22 protein-coding genes are annotated in these 23,609 nt (G+C 68.9%); 9 read left to right on the top strand and 13 right to left on the bottom strand.

What is annotated here, in order from left to right:
* Window positions 1-2: 2 nt before the first annotated feature.
* The 6 genes from HNQ73_RS12415 to HNQ73_RS12390 all read right to left on the bottom strand — a co-directional run bounded on the left by HNQ73_RS12415 (window position 3) and on the right by HNQ73_RS12390 (window position 8,673).
* Window positions 3-1,253, bottom strand: coding sequence for a glycosyltransferase family 4 protein (locus tag HNQ73_RS12415; RefSeq protein WP_183335183.1), 1,251 nt, complete (start codon window positions 1,251-1,253; stop codon window positions 3-5).
* Complete coding sequence (locus HNQ73_RS12410) at window positions 1,250-2,086, bottom strand: class I SAM-dependent methyltransferase (RefSeq protein WP_183335182.1); 837 nt, start codon at window positions 2,084-2,086, stop codon at window positions 1,250-1,252. Before HNQ73_RS12410 ends, HNQ73_RS12415 begins: the two co-directional genes overlap by 4 nt.
* Window positions 2,083-4,329, bottom strand: coding sequence for a glycosyltransferase (locus HNQ73_RS12405; protein WP_183335181.1), 2,247 nt, complete (start codon window positions 4,327-4,329; stop codon window positions 2,083-2,085). The genes HNQ73_RS12410 and HNQ73_RS12405 overlap by 4 nt, the downstream gene beginning before the upstream one ends.
* A 63-nt stretch (window positions 4,330-4,392) precedes the next feature.
* Complete coding sequence (locus tag HNQ73_RS12400; RefSeq protein WP_183335180.1) at window positions 4,393-5,133, bottom strand: calcium-binding protein; 741 nt, start codon at window positions 5,131-5,133, stop codon at window positions 4,393-4,395.
* A gap of 373 nt (window positions 5,134-5,506) precedes the next feature.
* Entirely contained in the window at window positions 5,507-6,916 is a 1,410-nt protein-coding gene (locus HNQ73_RS12395) for an HlyD family type I secretion periplasmic adaptor subunit (RefSeq protein ID WP_183335179.1), read from the bottom strand.
* Window positions 6,913-8,673, bottom strand: coding sequence for a type I secretion system permease/ATPase (locus tag HNQ73_RS12390; protein WP_183335178.1), 1,761 nt, complete (start codon window positions 8,671-8,673; stop codon window positions 6,913-6,915). The genes HNQ73_RS12395 and HNQ73_RS12390 overlap by 4 nt, the downstream gene beginning before the upstream one ends.
* A 251-nt stretch (window positions 8,674-8,924) precedes the next feature.
* On the opposite strand from HNQ73_RS12390, the gene HNQ73_RS12385 reads away from it, so the two are divergent.
* Entirely contained in the window at window positions 8,925-9,497 is a 573-nt protein-coding gene (locus HNQ73_RS12385) for a MarR family transcriptional regulator (protein ID WP_244650153.1), read from the top strand.
* A 6-nt stretch (window positions 9,498-9,503) separates the two neighbouring features.
* Window positions 9,504-10,766, top strand: coding sequence for a glycosyltransferase (locus tag HNQ73_RS12380; RefSeq protein WP_183335177.1), 1,263 nt, complete (start codon window positions 9,504-9,506; stop codon window positions 10,764-10,766).
* A gap of 8 nt (window positions 10,767-10,774) precedes the next feature.
* Here the strand turns inward: HNQ73_RS12380 and HNQ73_RS12375 are convergent, their stop codons facing one another.
* The 7 genes from HNQ73_RS12375 to HNQ73_RS12345 are packed head-to-tail and all read right to left on the bottom strand — an operon-like array spanning window position 10,775 to window position 17,901.
* The gene (locus tag HNQ73_RS12375; protein ID WP_183335176.1) at window positions 10,775-11,560 is read right to left on the bottom strand and encodes an SDR family oxidoreductase; all 786 of its coding nucleotides are present in this window, start codon (window positions 11,558-11,560) and stop codon (window positions 10,775-10,777) included.
* On the bottom strand, window positions 11,560-12,492 hold the full coding sequence (locus tag HNQ73_RS12370) for a dihydrodipicolinate synthase family protein (RefSeq protein WP_183335175.1): 933 nt from the start codon (window positions 12,490-12,492) through the stop codon (window positions 11,560-11,562). Before HNQ73_RS12370 ends, HNQ73_RS12375 begins: the two co-directional genes overlap by 1 nt.
* A gap of 12 nt (window positions 12,493-12,504) precedes the next feature.
* Window positions 12,505-13,941, bottom strand: a complete 1,437-nt coding sequence (locus tag HNQ73_RS12365) for an FAD-binding oxidoreductase (RefSeq protein WP_183335174.1) — start codon at window positions 13,939-13,941, stop codon at window positions 12,505-12,507.
* A complete protein-coding gene (locus HNQ73_RS12360) occupies window positions 13,938-14,636 on the bottom strand; it encodes an aspartate/glutamate racemase family protein (RefSeq protein ID WP_183335173.1) in 699 nt (232 codons plus the stop codon). Before HNQ73_RS12360 ends, HNQ73_RS12365 begins: the two co-directional genes overlap by 4 nt.
* The gene (locus tag HNQ73_RS12355; RefSeq protein WP_183335172.1) at window positions 14,633-15,289 is read right to left on the bottom strand and encodes a flavin reductase family protein; all 657 of its coding nucleotides are present in this window, start codon (window positions 15,287-15,289) and stop codon (window positions 14,633-14,635) included. The genes HNQ73_RS12360 and HNQ73_RS12355 overlap by 4 nt, the downstream gene beginning before the upstream one ends.
* Before the next feature lie 4 nt (window positions 15,290-15,293).
* The gene (locus HNQ73_RS12350) at window positions 15,294-16,541 is read right to left on the bottom strand and encodes a Zn-dependent hydrolase (RefSeq protein WP_183335171.1); all 1,248 of its coding nucleotides are present in this window, start codon (window positions 16,539-16,541) and stop codon (window positions 15,294-15,296) included.
* Window positions 16,542-16,551: 10 nt separating this feature from the next.
* Window positions 16,552-17,901: a dihydroorotase gene (locus HNQ73_RS12345; protein WP_183335170.1), complete on the bottom strand. Its 1,350-nt coding sequence runs from the start codon at window positions 17,899-17,901 to the stop codon at window positions 16,552-16,554.
* A gap of 117 nt (window positions 17,902-18,018) precedes the next feature.
* Between HNQ73_RS12345 and HNQ73_RS12340 the strand changes: the two genes are divergently transcribed.
* The 7 genes from HNQ73_RS12340 (at window position 18,019) to HNQ73_RS12310 (ending at window position 23,602) form a co-directional block, all read left to right on the top strand.
* On the top strand, window positions 18,019-18,957 hold the full coding sequence (locus tag HNQ73_RS12340; RefSeq protein WP_183335169.1) for a LysR family transcriptional regulator: 939 nt from the start codon (window positions 18,019-18,021) through the stop codon (window positions 18,955-18,957).
* A gap of 140 nt (window positions 18,958-19,097) precedes the next feature.
* Window positions 19,098-19,967 carry a substrate-binding periplasmic protein gene (locus HNQ73_RS12335; RefSeq protein ID WP_244650151.1) on the top strand — a complete coding sequence of 290 codons (870 nt, stop codon included), beginning with the start codon at window positions 19,098-19,100 and terminating at the stop codon, window positions 19,965-19,967.
* Window positions 19,968-19,979: 12 nt separating this feature from the next.
* A complete protein-coding gene (locus HNQ73_RS12330) occupies window positions 19,980-20,744 on the top strand; it encodes an amino acid ABC transporter ATP-binding protein (RefSeq protein WP_210305179.1) in 765 nt (254 codons plus the stop codon).
* A gap of 6 nt (window positions 20,745-20,750) precedes the next feature.
* The gene (locus HNQ73_RS12325) at window positions 20,751-21,425 is read left to right on the top strand and encodes an amino acid ABC transporter permease (protein ID WP_183335168.1); all 675 of its coding nucleotides are present in this window, start codon (window positions 20,751-20,753) and stop codon (window positions 21,423-21,425) included.
* Window positions 21,425-22,093 (top strand): amino acid ABC transporter permease, encoded by a 669-nt coding sequence (locus tag HNQ73_RS12320; RefSeq protein WP_183335167.1) that lies wholly within the window; start codon window positions 21,425-21,427, stop codon window positions 22,091-22,093. The genes HNQ73_RS12325 and HNQ73_RS12320 overlap by 1 nt, the downstream gene beginning before the upstream one ends.
* Window positions 22,094-22,279: 186 nt before the next feature.
* Window positions 22,280-22,732 carry a c-type cytochrome gene (locus HNQ73_RS12315; protein WP_244650149.1) on the top strand — a complete coding sequence of 151 codons (453 nt, stop codon included), beginning with the start codon at window positions 22,280-22,282 and terminating at the stop codon, window positions 22,730-22,732.
* Between the two features lie 48 nt (window positions 22,733-22,780).
* Entirely contained in the window at window positions 22,781-23,602 is an 822-nt protein-coding gene (locus tag HNQ73_RS12310) for a cytochrome c oxidase subunit II (protein WP_183335166.1), read from the top strand.
* The last annotated feature ends 7 nt before the right edge of the window (window positions 23,603-23,609 follow it).

Below are 23,609 nucleotides of genomic sequence, written 5' to 3'. Positions count from 1 at the left end.
GTTCAGGCGGCGTCCGCCATGCGGCGGGCGCGGCCGTAGAGGGCGATGTGCCGGTCGGCGACCTCGCCGATCTCCGGCGGCGCGACGATGCCGGCCACGAGCTTCTCCCAGAGGCCCGGCGTCTCCACGGCCTCGCGCATCGCCGCGGCGAGCGCGACCGGGTCGTCCGGCCGCACGAGCAGGCCGTCGACACCATCGCGCACCATCTCAGCCATGCCGCCGATGCCGCTGGCGATGACCGGCCGGCGGTGGCGGAAGGCCTCCTGGATGACGAGCGGTGCGTTCTCCCACCAGATGGAAGGCACGACCACCCAGTCGACCGCCGCCATGAGCGCCGGCAGCTCCTCGGGGCGATAGGCACCGAGCCGCACCACCCGCGGTTCTCCGGCGGCGGCGAGCGCATCGACCTGCGCCACGAAATGCTCGGCCTGGAACGGTGCCCCGCCGTGCAGCCGCAGGGAAAAGCCGTCGAGGTCCGCGAGCTGCGCCGCCGCCTTCAGCAGCACCGTCACGCCCTTCCACGGGTTGAGGTTGCCGAAGTAGCCGAAAACCGGCCGCCGCCCGTCGGGGGAGGAGCGATGGGCGGCAGCCGGCGCCGCCGGCCGACCATTCGCGACCACCTCGATCGCGCCGGGCGGCAGCCCCCATGCGACGTAGCGTTCCTTCAGGAAGCGGCTCGGCGCGATGAACAGGTCCACCTGCGAGAAGTGCGTCTTCAGGTGTCGCTCCCGCAGCAGGAAGCGGTCGGGGCCGATCTCGGGGAAGCAGCCGTGGCAGCGGTGCGGCGAGGCCCCGTCGCAGCGCTCGCGCCCCTTCGTGCGCACCATGAGGCCGTCGTGCGCGCAGATGGGGTAATAGTCGTGCAGCGTCACGACGATGCGCGTCTCGGGCAGCAGGCGCCGCACGAGGGCGATGAACTCGACGCCGACGAGCAGAAGGTGGTGGATGTGCACCACGTTCGGGCGGAAGCTCTCGACAAGGCTCCTGAGGTCCGGCACGACGCCGTAGGTATCGGTCTGGCTCATGTAGAAGCGGTCGAAGTGCCCGCTCCACAGCACCACCTCGTCGCTGGCACCGGGCAGCCCCTGGAAGGCCGTACCGGGCCGCGGGTCGCGATGGATGCGGTTCGTGGCGGCGAGGAACAGGGCCTGGTGCCCCCGCTCCTTCAGGCCCAGGAACAGGTCGTGCGCGAAGATTTCCGTGCCGCCGGGATGGAAGTCGGGATGATTGTGCGCGACGACGAGCACCCTCATGCCGCCACCTCCCGGCTCTTCGCCACGATGACGTCCTGATAGTGAGCCGCCTCCGTGCCGCGCCAGTGGCCGAGACTCACCCGCTCGATGCGCAGGCCCGCGGCTTCGACGGCCCCCTCGACGAGGCCGGCATCGAAGCCGATGGCGCCGAGCGGCGCCTCGGGATCGGCCACCCACGTGCCGGCGGCCTCGCCGCGCTGGAAGCGCGGCCGGGCCCCCTCGCGCGCATGGTCGCCCGGCGTGACGATGAAGGCGGTGAGGAACAGCCTGCCGCCCGGCGCGAGCAGGCGCGCGACCTCGCGCATGTAGGCGGCGATCTCGGCCAGCGGCAGGTGGGTCGCCACCGACACCATGGCGGCGAAGTCGAAGCTGCCGTCCGGGAAGGGCAGCACCACGTCCTCGCCCGCAAGCGGCCCCCCGGGGTTATAGAGCGGGTGCGCCACGTCAAGGCGGCAGAAGCGGAAGTTGGGATAGACAGGAGTGATCGTCTGCGCGCACCAGGCGATGCCCTCCCCCACCGGGTCGACGCCCTCGTAGACAGCGTCGCTGTCGAGATACTGCGTCAGCGGCACCGCCATGCGGCCGATGCCGCAGCCGATGTCGAGCACCCGGTCAGACGGCCGGAGCCCGCCGAGGCGCACGAAATGGCCGAGGAACTCGGCGCCGATGGCACGGTAGTCCCCGTCGCCCACGAAGACGCTCTCCGCCGGCGGCGCAGGCAGGAAGCGGTTCCTCTGAACCGCCTCGATGAGCCACGTCAGGCGCGCCTCCTCGGCGCCGGTGAGCGACGAGGCGTCGTGCGGGACGATGCGGTGGGCGATCTGGGCTGTCATGCGCAAAGGCTCCTCTCCCGCCGGCGCCGGCGGCTGCCGCGGGGTTGCATGATGTCCGTGATGAGGTCGCCCCAGCGCGCCGCGTGGAGGGCGCAGTTGTATTGCCAGGCGATGCCGCGCATGTAGTCGGCGCTCTCCCTCATCGACCTGCGCTCGAGGTGGTAGAGCTCGACGGCCGGCACGTAGAGGATGCGCCGGCCGCGCGCGGTGATCTTGAGGCACAGGTCGCTGTCCTCGTAGTCGCCGATCACGTAGTCCTCGGTGAAGCCGCCGACCTCGTCGAAGAGGGCGCGCGTCAGCACGAGGCAGGCGCCGGTGACGGCCGGCACGACGCGCTCCTCGCAGGCGGGTGCGTAGTCGCGCGGCATGCCCTTGTAGAAGTGCTGGTTCAGCCAACGGCCGCGATGATCCTGCGCGAAGTACATGCCCGCGTGCTGCAGCGAGCCATCCTCGAACAGCAGCTTGGGCCCCACGGCGCCGATCCCGCGGCGTCCGTCGAGGCGCCGGGCGAGCTGCGGCAGCCAGCCGGGCGCCGTCGGCACGACGTCGGAATTGACCATGGCGAGGACGGCGCCGCGCGCTTCAGCCGCGCCGGTGTTGCAGGCGCGTGCGAAGCCGGCGTTGCGCGCCATCACGACGAGCTTCACCGGCAGCGCGTAGACGAGGTGCAGCCCGGTGAGGAGATGCTCGACATCGCGGGCCTGCTCGGGTGAATCGAGCACGTAGATCAGCTCGGCATGGTCGCGGAACCAGGGATCGGCCGCGAAGGCGGCGATCTGGAAGCGCAGGAAGTCGAGCACGCGGTAGAGCGGCACGACGACCGACACCCGCGGCCGCTCCACGGGTCGTCCGATCGCCACCGGCGAGGGCGCGCCGACGCGCTCGCGCGCCTCGGCATGCAGGCGGGCAACAACCGGCGCGATGGTGCCAGCGAGCACCGTCTCGTCCACGTGCTGGGGCGGCACGGCCCGCAGGGCAGCTGCCCGGCGCTCGGCCGGATCCACCGGCTGCGGCGACGGCACGAGATCGTGGACGGCGCCCGATTTCAGGCGCAGGCGGAAACGCGGCTGCAGCAACGGCACAGCGCCGGGAAAGGCCGGCGCGCGTACCACGAAGCCAGTGGCACGCAGGCGGATGTCCGCCCCCGGCCCGTCGATCTCGACGGGGAAGCGGTGAAGGCCCGGCGTCAGATCCTGCGGCCCTTCCGCCGTCAGCGTCTCGATGCCGGCGACGAGTTCGCTCGGGTCGCGGTACCAGCCGGTGACGAGCGTGCCCGAGGCCGTCGCCAGCGCGGTGGCGATCTCCGCCGACGGGGTTGCCCCGCCGCCCGTGACGCGCCGCGGCTGCAGGGGCGCGCGCAGCTGTGCCTCAAGCGCCATGGCCTGTCCCGCCGCGGAGCGCGCCGAAAGCTCGCGCAGCAGATGCTCGCGCAGGCCGGGCGCGCCCTGCGCCTTCTCACGCAGCCAGCGCACCATCGACGGGGGACGCGTGCCCGCCTCGGCCAGCGCGCGCACGCTGAGTCCGTCGGGCCCGGCGAACACGATGAGGACACCCGGTCCCGCGAGCGCAGCAGCATCGGCGAGGAGATGGACGCTCTGGCGGCCGTCCCGGCCCAGGGGGGCGCAGTGGGGCGTGCCCTCAAGCCGGTGCAGGCCGGCCTCGCCGACGGCATGGACGGCGTCGATGCGGCCGAAGCCGGCGGCCAGCAGCGTCCCGACGAGAATGGAATCATCCGCGGCGCGCGCCAGGACGACGGCAGCCGGCGGGTTGGGGGCCATCGTCTGCAGCAGCGAGCGCAGCAGCGTGAGATAGGCGCGGCTGCGCCGCAGCCGGAACAGCGACGGCCAGAGGTTGAGCAGCGCGGACAGGAGCGCGATGCGGCCCCCGGCGTCGAGACCTCCGAGAAGGCTCGCCGCATCGGCCGGCGCAACCGCCTCCTGCGCACCGACCGTGATGTCCACCCGCTCGCCCGGCGTGCTCGCGGCCAGGGAAATGTTGAGCGTCATGCCGCCCGGGCGGCGCAGGGCCCACAGAAGACGCGTGCCACCCTCGGCCCGCGTCAGGCGCAGTGAAGCCGTTGGCGCGATGGACAGGCCACCCGCGACGGACAGCGGCACCACGGCCTCGACCGTCTGCGCCACGTCCCACGCGAGCAGGAGCACCTCGCGATCGAGGAGAAAGACTCGCGGTTGCCCGGTCTCTGCGGCCTCGGCAACCCTTTCGTCGACATCGAGCAACGCCATCCATTCACCCCGCATCGGCGGGGGCGCCGCAGCCGCCAGCGGCCGCGACGCCCCTCCTTATTGTCAGTGGACGGTGAAGTAGTCGCCCGGGTTCTGCTGGACGCTCTCGGCGTCCGTATTGACGAGCGTAATGGTGTCGCCGTTGCCGAGATCGACCACGGTGTTCGCACCCGCCTGGTGGATGCGGTCGACCAGATCTTCCGCCGACTCGATGCCCGTGCCGTTGATGTCCTTCGAGATCTGCAGGACATCTTCGCCGACCTTGAAGTCGAGCACGACATCGTTGCCGCCGCCGCCAGTGAAGACGAAGACGTCGCTGCCGCCGCCACCCTGGAGGATGTCGTCGCCGGCACCGCCCTGCAGGATGTCGTCTCCGCGACCGCCGATGAGAACGTCATCGCCGGCGCCACCCTGAAGGATATCGTCGCCCTGGCCGCCGCGCAGGATGTCGTCTCCGGCGCCGCCCTGGAGGATGTCGTCACCACGGCCACCCTCGAGGACGTCGTCGCCGGCGCCACCCTGCAGGATGTCATCGCCCTGACCGCCGAACAGGACATCATCACCGACGCCACCCTGGAGGATGTCGTCGCCGCGGCCGCCGAACAGGAGGTCATCCCCCTCGCCGCCGAACAGGGCGTCGTCGCCCTGACCGCCGAAGAGCCGGTCGTCACCCTCGCCGCCGAACAGTGCATCGTCACCACGGGCGCCGAAGATCAGGTCATCGCCGCCGTGGCCCCAGATCACGTCTGCGCCTCGCGTACCGAAGAGGGTGTCGTCGAAGGCGCCACCTTCGAGAGTCGCCATAGCTGTCTCCTTCGTTGGTTCGCCGGAGAACGGACATCCAGCCCGGCCTTGCCGGCTCGTCTTCAGGTGCAGTGTGCAGCGCACAACGCGTTGGACGACCGGACTATAGGAGCACTGAATGCGATAGTGAAGTCATAAAATAATATATCATCCTATGGCTACTGTATTGACATAATATCGTCACGAGTTCTGCAAGTCATTTTCATATATTTAAAATGCACTTTGCCGCCAAATAATTTTGAAATTCGAACCAAATGGTGCGTCGCAGCAGACTGCCGTCGCCCGTCCGGCGACCGGACGAAGCCGCGCGACAAGGCCGGAAGGCAAGGGAAACAGGCCTCGCGAAGCTCCGGGACCCTAGCCGCGATGCCGGCTATTCTTCGCGGAAGGCGCGGTTGAAGCTCTCGGTGATCGGGGAGAGCAGGTAGTCCACGGCGAGCCGCGGCTTGTTGATGATCAGGACCTCCGCCGGCATGCCGGGATAGAGGCGCACCGACGGGTTGGCCGCGAGGCTCTCCGGCAGGATTTCCGCCCGCGCGACATAGAAGGCCGCCTGGTTGCGCTCATCGATCTGTTGGTCAGCCGACAGATAGATGAGGCGGCCGTCGAGCGGCGGCTGGCTGCGATTGTTGTAGGCAAGCAGGCGCACGCGCACCGGCGCCCCCTCATGCACGGAATCGATGTCGCGCAGGCTCACCTTTGCCTCGACGACGAGCCGCTCGCGCACCGGCACGAGATCGAGGATCGGCTGGCCGGCCCCGATGACCCCGCCGGGCGTGCGCATGCGGATGTCGGTGACGATGCCGTCCTCTGGCGCGAGCACCGCGACCCGCTCCAGCACGTCCCTGGCCGAATGCATACGCTCGGTGGTGTCGGCGAGCTCGAGCTGGGCCTGTTGCAGGTCGGCGGCGACCTGCTGCTGGAAGTCGGTCTCGAGAGACAGGATCTCCAGCTCGGCGGAGGCCTTGGCCTGCTCGGCCTTCGCCTTGCGGGCGACGAGCTCGCCGGCCCGCCCCGCCAGCTCGCTCTCGCGCGTCTGCAATTCGGTCAGCCGCGGGCGGGGCGCATACCCTTTCTCGACAAGGGTGGAGATCGCCTTCAGCTCCTTGTCCAGCAGCTCCCGCTGGCGCGCGTTGGCTTCGGTCTGGGCGCGGATGGCGGCGAGCTCCGCCTCCTGCTGCTCGATCGTCTTTCGCTGGATGTCGACCTTGCGGTCGAACATCTCCCGCCGCGCCCGGAACAGGTTGCGCTCGGCCCGCATGACCTCCTGCGCGATCGGGTTGGGCGACGCCTCGAACGCTTCCGGGAAGACGAGCTCCTGCGCCCGCGCCTGCTCGGCCCTGAGGCGCACGAGCCGCGCCTCGAGGCCGATGCGCTTGGCATCGAGGGCAGCGTATTCGGCGCGGGCGCGCGTATCGTCGAGGAGGACCAGCGGCTGGCCCGCCTTCACTGTCTCGCCCTCATGCACCAGAAGCTGCTTGAGGATGCCGCCTTCGAGATGGCTCACCGTCTTGCGCTTCGAATCGACGATGACGGTCGCGGAGGCCACGGCCGCACTGTCGAGCTGGGCGGAGAAGGCCCAGCCCACGAAGCCGCCAAGACCGAGGACGATGGCGATGAGCCCCGCGGTGACGGGGCCGCGCAGCGTGGGCGCCGGCGGGCTTTCCGCCTCGAAGCGCTCGGCCCAGTTCTGCGTCGGCACCGCTTCCAGACGCCGCTCACTGGCGCGCCGGCGCGCGGCCTGGCGCGTCTCCGGCGCAACAATCTCGATGTCCTTCGTCATGCTGTTCTCCCGGAGCCGGCGAGCGCGGTGACGCGCCCGGCGCCGTCCGCGACGGCCGCCGGCTTCTCGGCCGGATGGATGCTGGCGACGATCGACGTGCGCGGACCGAACTGGCTGACGCGGCCGTCCTGCAGCACGAGCAGCTTGTCCGCGACCTGCATGATCGAGGGCCGGTGCGCAATGAGCACAACGATGGCACCGCGCTGCTTCGCGGCCACGATGGCCCGCATCAGCGCCTGTTCGCCCTCGGCGTCGAGATTGGCGTTGGGCTCGTCGAGCACGATGAGCCGCGGGTCGCCGTAGAGGGCACGGGCGAGGCCGATGCGCTGGCGCTGGCCGCCCGACAGGGCATAGCCACCGTCGCCGAGCGGCGTGTCGTAACCGAGCGGCAGGCGCCCGATCATGTCGTGGACGTCGGCGAGGCGCGCCGCCTCGAGGACGCGGCGCGGATCGGCCTCGCCCATGCGGGCGATGTTCTCGCGGATAGTGCCGTCGAGCAGCGACACGTTCTGCGGCAGGTAGCCCACCATCTCGCCGAAGGAGCCGCGCTCCCACAGAAACACGTTGTGGCCGTCGAGATAGACGCCGCCAGCCGTCGGCTTGAAGACACCGACGAGGAGGCGCGCGAGCGTCGACTTGCCCGCCGCAGATGGCCCGACGACGCCGAGCACCTCGCCAGGGGACAGAGCAAAGGAGACGCCCTTGAGCACCGGCACGTCCGACCCCGGCGGCGCGTAGACGAGCCGGTCGACGAGCAGGTCGCCCTCGGTGCGCGGGGTCGGGGTGGTGTCGCGCACGGGCGTCTGCCGCTCGAGAAGGTCGCGCACCCTCCGCCAGGCCGCGTTGGCGAAGACCCAGCTGCGCCAGCTGTCGACCATGGTGTCGAGCGGCAGCAGAAGGCGGCCCGTGATGATGCTGGCCGCGATCATCGAGCCGGGGCTCACTTCCTGCTCGATGACGAGCATCGCCCCGACCGACAGGACGGCGATCTGCATCATGTAGCGGCAGGTGCGGGTGACAGAATGGATGGCCCGCCCCCGGCGCGCCGCCATGTCGAGCAGGTCGAGAGTCCGGACCTGGGCGCCGCGCCAGCGCCGTGCCAGCGCCGGCAGCATGCCCATCGCCTCGATGGCCTCGGCGTGGCGCAGGCTGGCGCTGATCTCGCTGATGCTCTCGACTGCGGACTCGTTGGCGCGCTTCAAGGCACGCCGCGTGAGGAAGTCCGACACGAGGCTCAGCACGACAAGGATCGCCGCCGAGATGAGGGCGAGGATGCCGTAGAGCGGATGCAGCGCGAACAGCACGGCGAGGAAGATGGGGCACCAGATGACCTCGAGCGGCACGCCGATGGCGCTGCCGGTGAGGAAGGCGCGCAGGTCATTGAGATCGCGAATCGCCTGGCTGGCGCGCACGCCGCCCCGGCCCACGGAGGCAGAGATGGCCGCCTGCAGCACCGGCAGGTTGAGCCGGCGCACCAGCGCCCCGCCCATCACCTGGAAGGTCAGGGCGCGGACGTAGTCGAGGACGCCGAAGAGGACGAGCCCGATGCCCGCGATGATCATGAGCATCACGAGCGTGTCGAGGCTCTGGCTGTTCACCACCCGGTCATGCACTTGCAGCATGAACAGCGGCACGATGAGCTGCAGCATGTTGATGATGCCGCTGAGGATGCCGGCATAGACGAGGCCAACGAAGAACGTCTTCTGCCCGTGGTGGATGAGGTCCGCGGCGCTGGTCGGCCCCGTGCTGTTTTTCATGCGTGTACGGCTCCGGACGAATGAGCTTCGGCCATCCCTCACTTTTGCCCGAAAATTCGTGCAAGAATGTGTCGATGCGTGCCTCTTCGCTAGGAAGACTTTGCCGTCGCGGAAGAATCGCATGCATTGTAATCTTATAAAGATATAAAGGCCGCCGGTACTTCGCACGGATAGGTCTAAAAAACTGGGAAAACGCTGCAAGGATAGTTCGAAATTCGATCTAAAGCTGCGGCGATACGACGGGATTCAGCATGGAACACAAATCTGCCAATGAGATGGACGCTCTGACAGCCATGCCGACCAACGGGCACCAGGCCTATTTTCCCGGGCCGGCGCCTCGCGAGGAGCCGGGTGAGACCGGCTCGGTGGCGCACCTCGAGCTGGTGCGCTGCATCGAGCGACTGCACCGGCGGTATCTCGACCTGTTTCGCGTCGACCTGATGCGAATCGGAGCCGACGACCTCAGCCCTGCGCAAGTGATGATGCTGTTCACCATCGGCCCGGACGACCTGTCGGTGCGCGATCTCATCGATCGGGGGTACTACCTGGGCTCGAACGCCTCCTACAATCTGAAGCGCCTGGTCGAAGCCGGCTACGTCGAGCGCAGCGCCTCCCCGCGCGACCGGCGGTCCGCCCGCATCCGCCTGTCGGAAAAGGGGCGCCGGCTCTGCGAGCTGGTGCGCAGCGTCGACGAGGGCTACCACCGGCTGGTGGTCAGGGACGATACGGAGCTACGCGAGCTCGAGGTCACCTTCCGCACCCTGCGCCGGATCGAGCACACCTGGACCGATGCCCTGCGGTCGGGCGAAGCGCGCATCGCCTGACGGCCGATGCGGGCCATCTTCGTCCACCGGCACTTCCCGGGACAGTTCGGCCACCTCGTCCACCATATGGCCGCCGGGGGGTGGGACATCACCTTCGTCTGCGAGCGGGCCGACCAGCGCCCCTCGCACATCTCCATCGTGCGCTACATGACCGAGGGACGGCGGGCCGCGACGCCGCACCCACACCTTCTCGCGACGGACCTGCACGTGCGCACGGGCACGCAGGTGGCGGCGGTGCTCGACAACCTGCGCCAGCGCAGTGGACCGCCCGCGGTCGTCATCGGCCACATCGGCTGGGGCGGCCTGCTGTTCGCCAAGGACGTGCTGCCCCAGACACCGATGCTCGGCTATTGCGAGTTCTTCTATCGCAGCGAGGGCGCCGATGTCGGCTTTGCGCCGCACGACGGGCCCACGCTGGACGACCGCATGCGCCTGCGCATGCGCAACGCTGCCCAGCTCCTGACCATGGAGGCCATCGAGGCCGGCCTCAGCCCCACGCGCTGGCAGCGCCACCTGTATCCCGCCGACCTGCGCCGGCGCATCGCCGTCTGCCACGACGGCATCGACACATCACTCTGCCGCCCGCTGTCCGGCGCGCGCATGCGCCTGCCCGACGGGCGCGTGATCGCCGAGGGCGACCCGGTGGTGACCTTTGTGGCACGGGATCTGGAGCCCTACCGGGGCTTTCCCCAGTTCATGCGCGCCGCCGCGCATGTCGCCGCACGCCATCCCACGGCGCTCTTCGTCATCGCCGGCGGCGACGGCATCAGCTATGGCAGGGCACGGGACGACGGCCGCCCCTGGCGCGAGGCGATGATGGAGGAGACGGGGCTGCCCCCCGAACGCGTTGTCTTCCTCGGGCGCATTCCCCATGCGGCGCTCGTGCGCCTGTTCCAGATCTCGGCGGCGCACGTCTATCTCACCTATCCGTTCGTCCTCTCGTGGTCCGTCCTGGAGGCGATGGCCTGCGGCTGCCTCGTCATCGGCTCGGCCACGGCGCCGGTGCAGGAGGTGCTTGCCCACGGGCGCAACGGGCTGCTGGTCGATTTCTTCGATGAGGAGGCACTGGCCGAGACCGTCCTCGCCGCACTGGCGCGCGGCCGGAGCCTCGCGCCGCTGAGGGCTGCTGCGCGCGCCACGGTGGCGGCGCGCTTCTCCCTCGAGCAGTGCCTGCCGCGCCGGATGAGGCTGATCGAGGCGCTCGTGGAGCGGACGGCGGCCAGCCGTGCCGCTCCACGAACCCTGGTGCCGCACGAGAGGCGGGCGTAGACCACAGCTCAGATGCTGCGGGTGAGGCCGCCGTCGATGCGGATCCTGGCGCCGGTGACGTAGGAGGCACGCTCGCTCGCGAGGAAGGCCACAACGTCCGCGAACTCCTGCGGACGGCCATAGCGGCCCGCCGGGATCGACGCTTTCGACGCCTCCGCAACCTCCTCCACGCTCTTGCCCTGGCGCTGCGCATTGGCCACGTCCAGCTCCGCCACGCGCTCCGTCTCGATACGGCCGGGCAGCACCACGTTCACCGTGATCCCCTGACCCGCGACCTCATTGGCCAGAGTCTTCGACCAGCCCACCACCGCAGAGCGGATGCCGTTCGACAGCGCAAGCCGCGGGATCGGCTGTTCCACGCCCGACGAGGCGATGGTGATGATGCGTCCCCACTTCTTCGCCGCCATGCCCGGCAGCAGAAGCTGCGTGAGGTGGAAGATGTTGGCCGCCATCGCCTCGAACTGCACCAGCCAGTCGGCGCGCTTGGCCTCGCGCGCCTCGGCCGGCGGCGGCCCGCCCGAGTTGTTGACCAGAATGTCGACGCCGCCCTCCCCGATCAGCCGCTCGGCCAGCGCCTCAACGCTGGCGAGATCGGCCAGGTCGAGCCGCGCCGGCGTGACGCGCCCGGCCACCTCCGCCGGCAGGACGCCGGCCCAGGCCGCAATCCTCTCCTCGCTGCGCGCCGCCGCCACGACGTTCGCGCCCTCCTCCGCCAGCGTCCGGGCGATCGCCGCCCCGAGTCCACGGCTCGCCCCGAGCACCAGCGCCCGCTTGCCCTTCAGTCCAAGATCCATCAGCCCAACTCCGAGAGGCGGCGCTCCTGCCGCGCAATGAGACGTTCAATATCAGCGATATCCGCCTGGGATAACTTGCCGCCCGGCTTGCGCAGCGTCGCCGAGGCGATGGCGCCGCGCCGCGCCAGCACGTACTTGCGGATGGCGAGACCGAGGCCCGGCTGCTGCTCGTATCGCGCCAGCGGCAGATAGGCGTCGAACAGGTCGTGCGCCCGCTCGATGTCACCGGCGGCGTGCGCCCGCCAGACATCGACCATCATTTCCGGATAGGCGAAGCCCGTCATCGCGCCGTCGGCCCCCCGCGACAGCTCCTCCGGCAGGAGGACACCGCCGTTGCCGACAAGAATCGAGATGCGCCGCATCTCGCCGCGATCGCTCGCAGCCCTGAGGGCCGCGATCTTCGCAAGGCCGGGCCAGTCCTCGTGCTTCAGCATCACGCAGGAGGGAATGGCCTTGACGATGCGCTGGATCACGCTGGGCGCGATCTGCACACCCGTCGCCAGCGGAAAGTCCTGCAGGACGAAGGGCGTGGCGGCTCCCAGCGTCTCGGCCACCATTTCGTAGTAGTTGTAGATCTGGTCGTCGGTGCGCAGGCTGGCCGGCGGCGCCACCATGACGCCGGCGGCGCCGTCGTCCATGACCGTCTCCGCCAGCTCGCGCATCGGCGCGAAGCCGGGCGCCGACACGCCGACGACGACCGGCACCCGCCCGCCCACGCGGGCCAGGACACGACGCACGAAGATGCGCGACTCCTCGGCGGTGAGCTTGGGGGCCTCGCCCATCATGCCGAGCACCGTCAGGCCCGTGGCACCGCGTTCGAGATAGAAGTCGACGACACGATCCGTGCTGTCGAGGTCGAGCGCGCCGTCATCGGTGAACGGCGTGACGCCGATCACGAATACGCCGGAGGCGCTCTCATCCAACAAAGCCATCGTAAACTCCTCTCATTGCAGCGGCGGGCGCACCGCCAGACCGGGCGGAAGCAGCTTGCCCGGATTGAAGCGCCATTGCGGATCAAACAGGGTCTTCAGCGCGCCCATGAGCTCCAGCTCGAGCGGGGTCTTGCAGCCGGGCATCTCGCCGACGCGCAGCTGGCCGATGCCGTGCTCGGCGCTGATCGAGCCGCGATAGCGCACGACGAGCTCGTGCACGCGGCGCGTGAGCGTCGGCACCGCAGCGGCGAAAGCCTCCTCGCTCGCGGCCTCGGGCCGGAGCACATTGTAGTGAAGGTTGCCGTCGCCGAGATGCCCGAACACGACCGGCCGGGCGCCCGGCGCGCTCTCCTCGACGGCAGCCTCGGCCTCGCGCACGAATGCCGCCATCTGCGCGACGGGCACGCTGATGTCGTGCTTGGCGGCCTTGCCGGCGCGCACCAGGGCTTCCGAAATGCCCTCACGCAGACGCCAGAAGGCCCGGGCCTGGGTGCCGTCCTGGGCGACAACCGCATCCTGCGCCAGCCCGGCCCCGACCGCATCGACGAGCGTCCCCTCGAGCCGTTCGCCGAGGGCTGCCTCGCCATCCGTGTCCGACAGCTCCACCAGCACGGCAGCCGCGGGCATCGTGCTGAACGGCCCGCGCGCATCGGCAATATGCCGCATGACGAGGTCGAGGCACACGTCTGTCATGAACTCGAAGGCTGTCAGACGGTCGCCGCAGCGCTCGCGCACCATGGAGAGAAGGCCAAGTGCCGCCTCGAGCGTGGGCACCGCCACGAAGGCCGTCGCCTTCGCCCGCGGCTCGGGAAAGAGCTTGAGCACGGCGCCGGTGATGACGCCGAGCGTACCCTCCGAACCGATGAACAGATCACGCAGGGCATAGCCGGAATTGTCCTTGCGCAGCGCCTTCAGCCCGTCCCACAGACGGCCGTCCGGCAGCACCACCTCGAGGCCGAGCGTCAGCTCGCGCATCGTGCCGTAGCGCAACACGGCGACACCGCCGGCATTGGCAGCCAGATTGCCGCCGATGGTGCAGCTGCCCTCGGCGCCCAGGCTGAGGGGGAACAGGCGCCCCGCCTGGCGCGCGGCCTCCTGCACACGGGCGAGGACGCAGCCGGCATCGACCGTGATGGTGTTGCCCACCGGGTCGATCTCGCGGATGCGGTTCATCCGCGTGAGCGACAGCACCACCGCCTTGCCGCTGCCGTCCGGCGTCCCGCCACCCGACAGGCTCGTGTGTCCGCCCTGCGGCACGACGACGGCCCCGGCGCGGTCGCAGGCCGCGAGCACGGCGCACACCTCCTGCGTCGAGCCGGGCCTGACGACGGCAAGGGCACTGCCACGATACTTCCCGAGCCAGTCGGTGACATAGGGCTGCTGCTCATCGGCAGCCGTCAGCACATGGCCGGTCCCGACGATGCCGGCCAGTTCCTCGACGAGGCTCATACCGACGCCCTGTCCTCGATCTTGCCGGCCCAGCCCAGACGCACCCGGCCGATCGCCATCGCTACCGCAGCCTGGGTCGGCTCCACCACCGGTATGCCGAGCGCCTGCTCCAGCGGGTCGCGGAAGCGCGCCATGCCGGCGCACCCCATGACCATAACATCGGCGCCATCCGTGTCGCGCAGGACCCGCCCCACCTCGATCATACGGGCGAGCGTGCGCTCCTCGTCGGCAAGCTCCGTCACGCCAAGGCCGATCGCCCGGTCGCCGGCGAGGCGCGACGACACACCCATGGCCCCGAAATAGCGCAGGTGCCGCGGAATGGAGGTGGGCAGGATGGCGACGACGCCGAAACGCTGGCCAAGCGTGAGAGCGGTCAGCACGCCGCATTCGGCAATGCCGAGCACGGGCCGGCGGCTCTGTTCGCGCAGCGAGTGGAGGCCCGGATCACTGAAACAGGCGATGACGAAGGCGCCCGCCTGGTCTTCCAGGGTCGCCGCCCGCGCGAGCAGCGGTCCGACGATGCCGTCGACGTCGCGCTGGGACTGGACGCCCGCGGGCCCCTCGGCCAGGGTCAGGCAGGCGATGGCAGGCCCGTCCGCGCTGCGCAGGGGCTCCACCGCGGCATCGATCCCCTGCGTGACCGAGACGCTGGAATTGGGATTGATGACGTAGACGGTTCCGTACCGTTCGCTCATGGCTTTTTCTCCGGCTGCGCGGGCGCGCGTGCCTCAAGGTCTGCGATTGTCTTGCGGGGCTCACGGAAGCGGTCGCGCGTCGTCACGTACCAGTCGGCACCGTGCAGCCGCCCGACGAGGTCGAGCGCGTCGACATCGACATGGCCGCGCTCGTCGACGAGACCGTCGCGGATCCACAGGTGGACGATCTCGCCCACGACAAGCGTCCGGTGGCGTGTGCCGAGCCCCAGGCACACCCGCTCCCGGCACTCGAGCTGCACCGGCGAGGCGGCGAGCCGTGGCGCGGCGACGGCACGCGAGGGCAGCGTCTCGAGTCCCGCCACGGCCAGCTCGTCTACCTCCGGCGGGAAATCGATGGCGCAGACCGTCATCGCCGGCACGAGCGCCCGGTCCACGAGGTTGACGACGAAGCTGCCCGTCTCGCGGATGTTGCGGAGCGTGTCCTTGTCCGGCACCGGCCCCTCCCGCCCCTCGATGCCGAGGACGACCAGTGGCGGCGCGTGGCTGAAGACGTTGAAGAAGCTGAACGGCGCCGCATTGGCGCGCCCCTGCCTGTCACAGCTCGTGACGAGCGCGATTGGGCGCGGCAGCACCGTGTTGACGAGCAGCTTGTAGAGTTCCCGTTCCGGTAGGTCCGCCGCAGCGACATCCATGGCGTCACCGGGCGAGCGTGCGGTCGAGCTCCAGCACCGCCGCCGCGAGCGCATGCGCACCGGTGGCCGCCTGATGCGGCTCGATCCATTCCTCCGGAGCGTGGCTGCGACCGTCGCGGCACGGCACGAAGATCATGCCGATCGGCCCGATGCGGGAGACGAACACGCCGTCGTGCCCGGCGCCGCTTGGTATCGGCCTGTGGCTGAGGCCGAGCGAATCGGCTGCCCGCGCGATGGCGGCGCGCAGCGGCTCGGCACAGGGCGCCGGCGCGACATGGCTGATGGGCGACGCCGTGGCCTCGACGCCAAGTTCCGCAAGCGCCGGCGCGACCTCGGCGAGCAGCTCCTGCGTGAAGGCCGCCACCGCCGGCTCGTCGCCGGAGCGTACCTCGAGGATCATCTCCACACGGCCGGGCACGGCATTGGCCGCATTCGGCTGGTTGATGATATGGCCGACCGTTGCGACCATCGGCCTGTCGCCGGTGCCGCGGGCAAAGGCCTTGCGATAGGCGGCGTCGATGATGCGCGCCGCGCCGACGAGCGCATCGCGGCGCAGGTTCATGGGCGTCGCCCCGGCGTGGTCGGCCCGGCCGGACACGACGATACGCTCGCGGTGGATGCCGACGATGTCGGTGACGATGCCGATGTCGCGCCCTTCGCTCTCCAGCACCCGGCCCTGCTCGATGTGGACTTCGAGATAGGCCGCGATGGACCCGACCGGCCGCGCCGCCTCCGCCAGCGCGTCGGGGCGGCCGCCGACATAGGCGAGCCCCTCGGCGAGCGTCATGCCGTCGGGCCGGGTCATGGCCAGCATGTCCTGCGTCAGCGCGCCGGCGAAGGCGCGGCTGCCGATGCAGGACAGGCCGAAGTCGCTCGGCTCCTCAGCGAGGAAGTCGATGACCTCGAGCGGATGCTCGAGCGTGATGCCCTGCTCCTGCAGCGACTGGGCGACCTCGAGACCGGCGAGGACGCCGAGCGTGCCGTCGAACCGCCCGCCCGCCGGCACCGTGTCGGAGTGCGAGCCGAGGACGATCGGCTTGCGGGCCGGATCGCGGCCGGGCAGACGGCCGACGAGATTGCCGCCGGCGTCGAGGCTGACTGCGAGCCCCGCGGCCGCGAACTCCTTCTCCAGCCAGGCGCGGCCTTCGAGGAACAGCGGCGTGAAGGACCGCCGCGTCCAGGGCTCGGCCTTGTCCGTGATCTCGGCGAGCGCGCAGAGCCGCGCCCACAACCGCTCGGCGTTGATCTGCATGGTCGTGCCGTCAGGCCGCCGGCCGCAGGAAGCGGCCGTTGCCGGCCTTGTTGCGGATGGCCGAGCCGTCCCAGACGAGCTGGCCGCGCAGATAGGTGGCCGCCACGCGAACCGTGAACTCGCGGCCCTCGAAGGAGCTCCACTTCACTGCCGACAGGCTCTTGCCGGGATCATGCACGAAGCGGCCGGGCTCCAGCACCACGATGTCGGCGTCGGCACCCTCGGCAAGCCGCCCCTTGTCGGCAAGCAGGAAGGCCTTCGCCGGCCCCTCGCAAAGCAGCTTGACGACCATGGTCGGGGAGATGCCGTGCTCCTCGCAGCCGGTCCACAGGGCCGGCAGCAGCGTCTCGAGGCCCGGGCCACCGGACGCATTCTTGAAGATGACCGGGTCGCTCTTGGTGTCGAGCCCCCAGGAGACGTGGTCGGAGGAGACGAAATCGCAGTGCCCGGCGGCGATGTGCGTCCACAGCCGCTCCATCTCCGCCTTCGGGCGGATCGGCGGATAGTGCTTGGCCTTGGCGCCGAAGCGGCGCACGTGCTCCTCCTCGTTCAGCATGAGGTACTGGACGCAGGTCTCAACCGTCGCGGCATGGCCGGCGCGCTTGTACATGTTGCAGATCTCGAAGCCGCGCGAGGTCGAGACGTGCACCGCGTGGGCGCGCGCGCCGGTCTCGGCACCGAGCTCGTAGATCCGCGCCGTGGCGAGATTTTCCACAAGCATGTTGTTGGCGCGGCCGAAGGCATCCCAGCCCGTGTCACCCGCCTCCATGGCGCGGGCGATGTTCTTGCGGGTCAGCTCCTGGTCCTGGTTGTGCACGCCGCACAGCAGCCCGGACGGCTTCACCCGCAGGAAGGCCTCGTAGAGCGTATCGTCGCCGATGCGCGGGAAGCGCGTGGGATTGGCCTCGAAGGTCGAGAACTTGAAGGCGCAAGCACCCGCCTCAATGAGGCCGGGGATGGCGTCGAGGCCGTTCTCGGGCGCGATCGTCGCATAGAGGGCCACGTCGACGTGGGCCTCACGCTCGATGATCCCCACCTTCTGGCGGAAGAGCGTAGCGTTGGTGATCGGCTCCGGCTGGTCGTAGGGCATGTCGACCATCACCGTGATACCGCCGGCAGCCGCGGCACGCGAGCCCATGCCGATGCCCTCGTCCCGCCCGGCGCTGTAGCAGTGCACCTGGCCGTCGATGACGCCGGGGATGATCCAGCAGTTGCCGAGATCCTGCGTCTCGCGGGCCGACGGCGGCGTTCCCGCGCCGACACGGGCGACCTTGCCGCCGCTGACGGCAACATAGCCGCCTTCGATGACCGCATCGGCCGTGACCACATTGCCGCGAAGCACAAGATCGAAATCACTCATGGACCACCTGTCGTTTCTGCATGCCGCGCCGCGGGCGGCCGTTGGCGCCAAGATAGCGGGTGAATCCCAGAGCAAGGCATGCTAATTTTTGGGCAACCCATAACAGGTTGTTATTACATGAGCCTAAACCTTCGGCAGATTGAGGTTTTTCGCGCCATCATGATCACCGGCTCCATCTCCGGAGCCGCCCGCTTGCTCTCCGTGTCGCAGCCGGCCATCAGCCGACTGCTGGCCTATACGGAGGACAGGCTGAAGCTGAAGCTGTTCGAGCGCGTGAAGGGGCGCGTGCAGCCGACGCCGGAGGCGCGGCGCCTCTTTGCTGAGGTGGACCAGGTGCATCAGGGCGTCCTGCGCGTGAACGAGATCGCGGAGGAGCTGCGCCGGCGCGGCACTGGCTCCGTGCGCATCGTGGCGAGCCCCAGCATCGGTCAGGCGATCATTCCGACGGCAGTTGCCCGTTTTCGCGCCAGCTATCCCGATGTCCGCATCGAGATCGAGATCCTGACCCTGACGGAACTCGTCGCCAAGGTGGGCGCGAATCGCGTCGATCTCGGCCTGTCGGTGCTTCCTGTCGACGAACCTACGGTGTTTTCGAGCCAGATCGCCGAGGGGCGGCTCATGGTCATCTGCCCCAAGGGGCATGAGCTTGCGGCGCTGAAGGCCGTCAAGGTGGCGGACCTCGCACCTTTCCCCCTCATCGGCTACGGCTCGCAGACGCCCTATGGCATCCATGTCGAGCGGGCGCTGCGCTCCAGCCGCGCCCCCGTGCGAATCAACACTCAGGTGCGCTTCACGCCGCAGGCCTGCGCACTGGTGCAGGCTGGTGCCGGCATCGCCATCGTGGACGAGTTCGTGCTGTCCGGCCGCACCTGGCCCGACATCGTCGCGCGCCCCCTCGTCCCCAAGACCACGATGCGCGTGCACCTGCTGTCGTCCCGCCTGGAACCCATGTCGCACATCGCGCGCGCCTTCGTGCATCACCTGCGCCAACTCTTCGGCTCGCCGCCGCCTGCAACCTCGCAGGGCGAGGACTTCGACGTCGCGCACTTAACATGACGTTATGTCCTAGTGACGAATTATCATAACCACCTCATGGCTGCCCGCTGATACGTTTCGGGCCATACCGGCAGTGTGAGTGCGGTAGGCCCTGAATGGCCTGCACTTTGCTTGTCGGGACACTCTCAGAGGAGTCAGGGATGAAGAAACCCACGTTGCGTATGTTCCGCGCCGCGTTGTGCAGCCTCGCGCTCGTCGCAGCCGTGCCCGCCGTCGCTCAGGATGCCGACCATCCGCAGAACGAGAAGCTGAAGATCGCGCTCGACGTCGGCTTCGCGCCCTTCGCCTTCAAGAAGCCGAGCGGGGAGATCAACGGCTTTGCCTATGACCTTGCAGAGGCTGTCGCCAAGAAGCTCGGCCGGCCGGGTGTCGAGGTCATCGACGTGAACTATTCGGCGATCTTCGCCGGTCTGTTCTCCAAGCGCTACGAGATGATCGCCGCGCCGACGAACATCACGGAGGAGCGCGCCTCGCAGATGCTGTTCGCCGAGCCCTACATGCCCACCGGGATCGGCTTCCTCGTGGAGAAGGGCAACAAGATCTCCAGCCTCGAGGACCTCAAGGGCAAGGCGGTCACCGTCAACAACGGCTCGGTGTCCGACAAGTGGGCCACCGACAACGAGGCCAAGTACGGCTTCACGATCCAGCGCTACAACAAGAACGCCGACGCGGTGCAGGCGGTCATGATCGGCCGCGCATTCGCCAACCTCTCCGAAACGCCGGTTTCGCGCTACATCGCGACCCAGACGCCGCACGCCGAGGTGGCCTTCGTCCTGTCGACGGGCCGGAACCTGGGCTTCGCTTTCCGCAAGGACGACGTCGAGTTCCGCAACAAGGTCGACATGGCGATCGAGTGCCTGAAACAGGACGGCACGCTCGCCTCGATCCACGAGAAGTGGTTTGGCGTGAAGCCCGACGAGGGTTCGTCTGCCGCCACCATCTTCCCGGGCTACGGTGCGCCTGGCTTCGAGGGCTATGACCCGACCGAGCACAAACTGGTCTGCAACTGACGGCAAGCAAAGATGACGGCCACAGCAAACGGAACCGATGCCGCGCGCGACATCGTGGTCATCGAGGATCTGCACAAATCCTTCGGCAATGTGGAAGTCCTCAAGGGCATCGACCTTGCCGTGGCCGCCGGTGAAGCCGTCGTGATCGTCGGCTCATCCGGCTCGGGCAAGAGCACCTGCCTCAGGTGCATCAACCGGCTGGAAGAGCCGACGCGCGGGCGCATCATTGTTGGCGGACAGGAGATCACCGGCCGCAAGGTCGATCTCAACGCCCTGCGCCGGCGTATCGGCATGGTCTTCCAGGGCATCAACCTCTATCCGCACATGACGGCGCTCGGGAACGTTACGCTCGCCATGCGCAAGGTGGCGGGCCTGTCCCGTGCCGAGGCGGACGAGAAGGCCCGGCACTATCTCGATCTCGTCGGCCTCGCCCACAAGGCGGATTCCTATCCCGCCCAGCTCTCGGGCGGCCAGCAACAGCGCGTCGGCATCGCCCGCGCCATGGCGCTCGAGCCGCAGGTGATGCTGTTCGATGAGCCGACCTCGGCGCTCGACCCCGAACTCGTCGGCGAGGTGCTCAACGTCATGGTGCGGACCAAGCAGCTCGGCATGACGATGATCGTCGTCACGCACGAGATGCAGTTCGCCCGCGAGGTGGCCGACCGGGTCGTCTTCATGGACGGCGGCAAGGTTCTCGACGTGGGCACACCGCACGAGATCCTGGTCGAGCCGCGCCACCAGCGCATCCGCGACTTCATCAACCGCACGAGGACGTGACGGGCGATGGACGCGATCCTCCGCTACTTCTTCGACTTCTCGCGTCTGTCGGGATACTGGCCGGATATTCTCCACGGCTTCCTGATCACGGTGGAGATGTCGATTCTCACGGTGGCCATCGGCATTCCCCTTGGCCTCCTGCTCGCCGTGCTGCGGCTCTACGGCATCCGGCCACTCAATGCGCTGATCATCTTCTACATCGATCTCTTCCGCTCCATCCCGCAGCTCGTCCTCATCATCCTCGCCTATTTCGCGCTGCCCTACACGGGCCTCGTGCTGTCCCCCTTCCTGGCGACGGTGGTGGCACTGTCGATGGTGCTCTCGGCCTTCGCCGAGGAGATCTTCTGGGCCGGCATCACCTCCGTGCCCAAGGGACAGTGGGAGGCCGGCCGCTCGACCGGTCTCAGCTTCAATCAGACCCTGGTCTATGTCGTGCTGCCGCAGGCCATCCGGCTCGGCATCCCGCCCCTCACCAACCGGGCCATCGGCATCAGCAAGGGTACGACGCTCGGCTCGGTCATCGCTGTGCCGGAACTGCTTAACGTCACCTCGTCCATCCAGTCGAACGTCGCCAACCCCACGGCACTGACGGTCGGCGCCATCCTGTTCCTGGCTCTCTTTCTCCCCTTCGTGCGCTTCACGCGCTGGCTGGAGCGGGCCTACGGACATCCGAGGCACTGATGCGCGATTTCACGAGCACCTTCTTCAACTTCGACATCCTGCGCGAAGTCTGGCCGCTTCTTGCGGAAGGCCTGTGGATGACGATCGCGCTGGCCGTCGTGTCCGTGCCGCTTGCCGTGTTCGTCGGGCTTCTCATCGCCCTGGCGCAGGAGGCGAGGCATCCGGTCCTGCGCTGCCTCATCGTCGGCTATGTCGACGTCATGCGGGCGATCCCGCCGCTCGTCCTGCTCATCTTCATCTTCTACGGCCTGCCGTTCCTCGGCCTGCAGCTCAGCGAGTATCCCGCTGCCGTCCTTGCGCTCGTGGTCAACGGATCGAGCTATTTCGCCGAGATCTTCCGTGCCGGCCTCGAATCCGTGCCGCGCGGGCAGCGGGAGGCCGCACGCTCGACCGGGCTCACCTGGGCCCAGAGCATGACCTATGTCGTGGTGCCGCAGGGCACGCGCAACGTGCTGCCCGACCTTGTCAGCAACACCGTGGAGCTGGTGAAGCAGACGTCGATCGCCTCGGCAGTGGCGCTGCAGGAGCTGCTGCGCTCGGCACAGATCGCCCAGGGCCTCACCTACAACCCGACGCCGCTCATCGCGGCCGCGATCATCTATTTCGTGATGTTCTGGCCCTTCGTGCGGCTCGTGTCCCGCCTCCAGAACAAGACCGTCACCGCCTGACGGCGGCCCTTGGGGCCGCCGCTGCCTTCCCCCTCCGCGCGCCCGGACGATCGAAGGGTTTCCCCGGGTGGGCTCTTCGGGCTATACTTTCTTACGGGTCGCGGCGGCCTTGATGCTGCCGGCTGTGCAAGCGTCCGGCAGCGCGAGGCTGCGACGTCTCGAACCGCGCGTTCGGGAGGGACGGACATGGCATGGCGAACCCAGAGGCGGCACAGCATCCCCGCTCTCCTGCGAGGCTGGGCGCCTGCGGCCCCTCTGCTTCTCCTGACGGCCCTCTGTACGGCGCTCACACTCCCGAATGCCACGGCGCAGGATGCCGCCGCCGGCGAGCGCGTCTTCGCCCAGTGCAGGGCCTGCCACCAGATCGGCCCCAATGCCCGCAACGCCGTCGGGCCCGTGCTCAACGGGCTCTTCCGGCGCAAGACCGGCATGGTCGAGGGCTATCAGTATTCCGCGGCGAACAAGGCCGCCGACATCACCTGGACGGACGAGACCTTCGCCGAATACATCCGCGCCCCGCGCGAGAAGATCCCCGGCACCAAGATGGTCTTCGCCGGCGTCAAGGACGAGCAGAAGATCAAGGATCTCACCGCCTATCTGCACCGCTTCGACGACGCTCCCGTCGCGCTGACGCAATAGGCGCGGTGCCGCCTCGAGGCGCACCGGAACCAGCGAGGTGAAGGAGCCATGCATGTCGCTCTCGCCTTGTTCGTCATCGCCATCGGCTCGGTGGTCTTCCATCTCCTGAGCCCGTGGTGGTGGACGCCGATCGCCTCCAACTGGACCTACATCGACCACACCATCACCATCACCTTCTGGATCACCGGCCTCGTCTTCCTCGCTGTCGTCCTCTTCATGGCCTGGTGCGTCTGGCGCTACCGGCACCGCCCCCGGCAGGGAGACGTGCTCTACGAGCCCGAGAACAAGCGCCTCGAATGGTGGCTCACGGCCATCACCGCCATCGGCGTTGCGGCCATGCTGGCGCCCGGCCTCTACGTCTGGAGCCAGTTCATCACCGTGCCGCCCGATGCCGACGAGGTGGAGATCGTCGCCCAGCAGTGGCAGTGGAGCTATCGCCTGCCCGGGCCCGACGGCAGGCTGGGGGCCACGGCCATCCGCCACGTCTCGGACGACAATCCGCTCGGCCTCGATCCGCAGGACCCGCGCGGGGCGGATGACCTCATGGTGCAGGGTGGCGAGCTGCACCTGCCCGTCGGCCGTCCGGTGAAGGCGGTACTGCGCTCGCTCGACGTGCTGCACGACTTCTACGTGCCCGAGTTCCGCGCCAAGATGGACCTCATCCCGGGCATGGTCACCTATTTCTGGCTGACGCCGACGCGCACCGGCACCTTCGAGGTCCTATGCGCCGAGATGTGCGGCGTCGGCCACGCCTTCATGCGCGGTTTCGTCGTGGTGGCCGAGGAGAGCGACTACCGCGCCTGGCTGGAGCAGCAGCAACCTGCGCGCCCGGCGGCGCAGCTCAGGGTGCCGACGATGACCGAACGGTGACGGACCG

The organism is Chelatococcus composti (assembly GCF_014201415.1).
Taxonomy (GTDB): Bacteria; Pseudomonadota; Alphaproteobacteria; order Rhizobiales; family Beijerinckiaceae; genus Chelatococcus_A; species Chelatococcus_A composti.
Note: the sequence above shows the minus strand (reverse complement) of the source record. Positions and strands in the feature narration are given on the sequence as shown.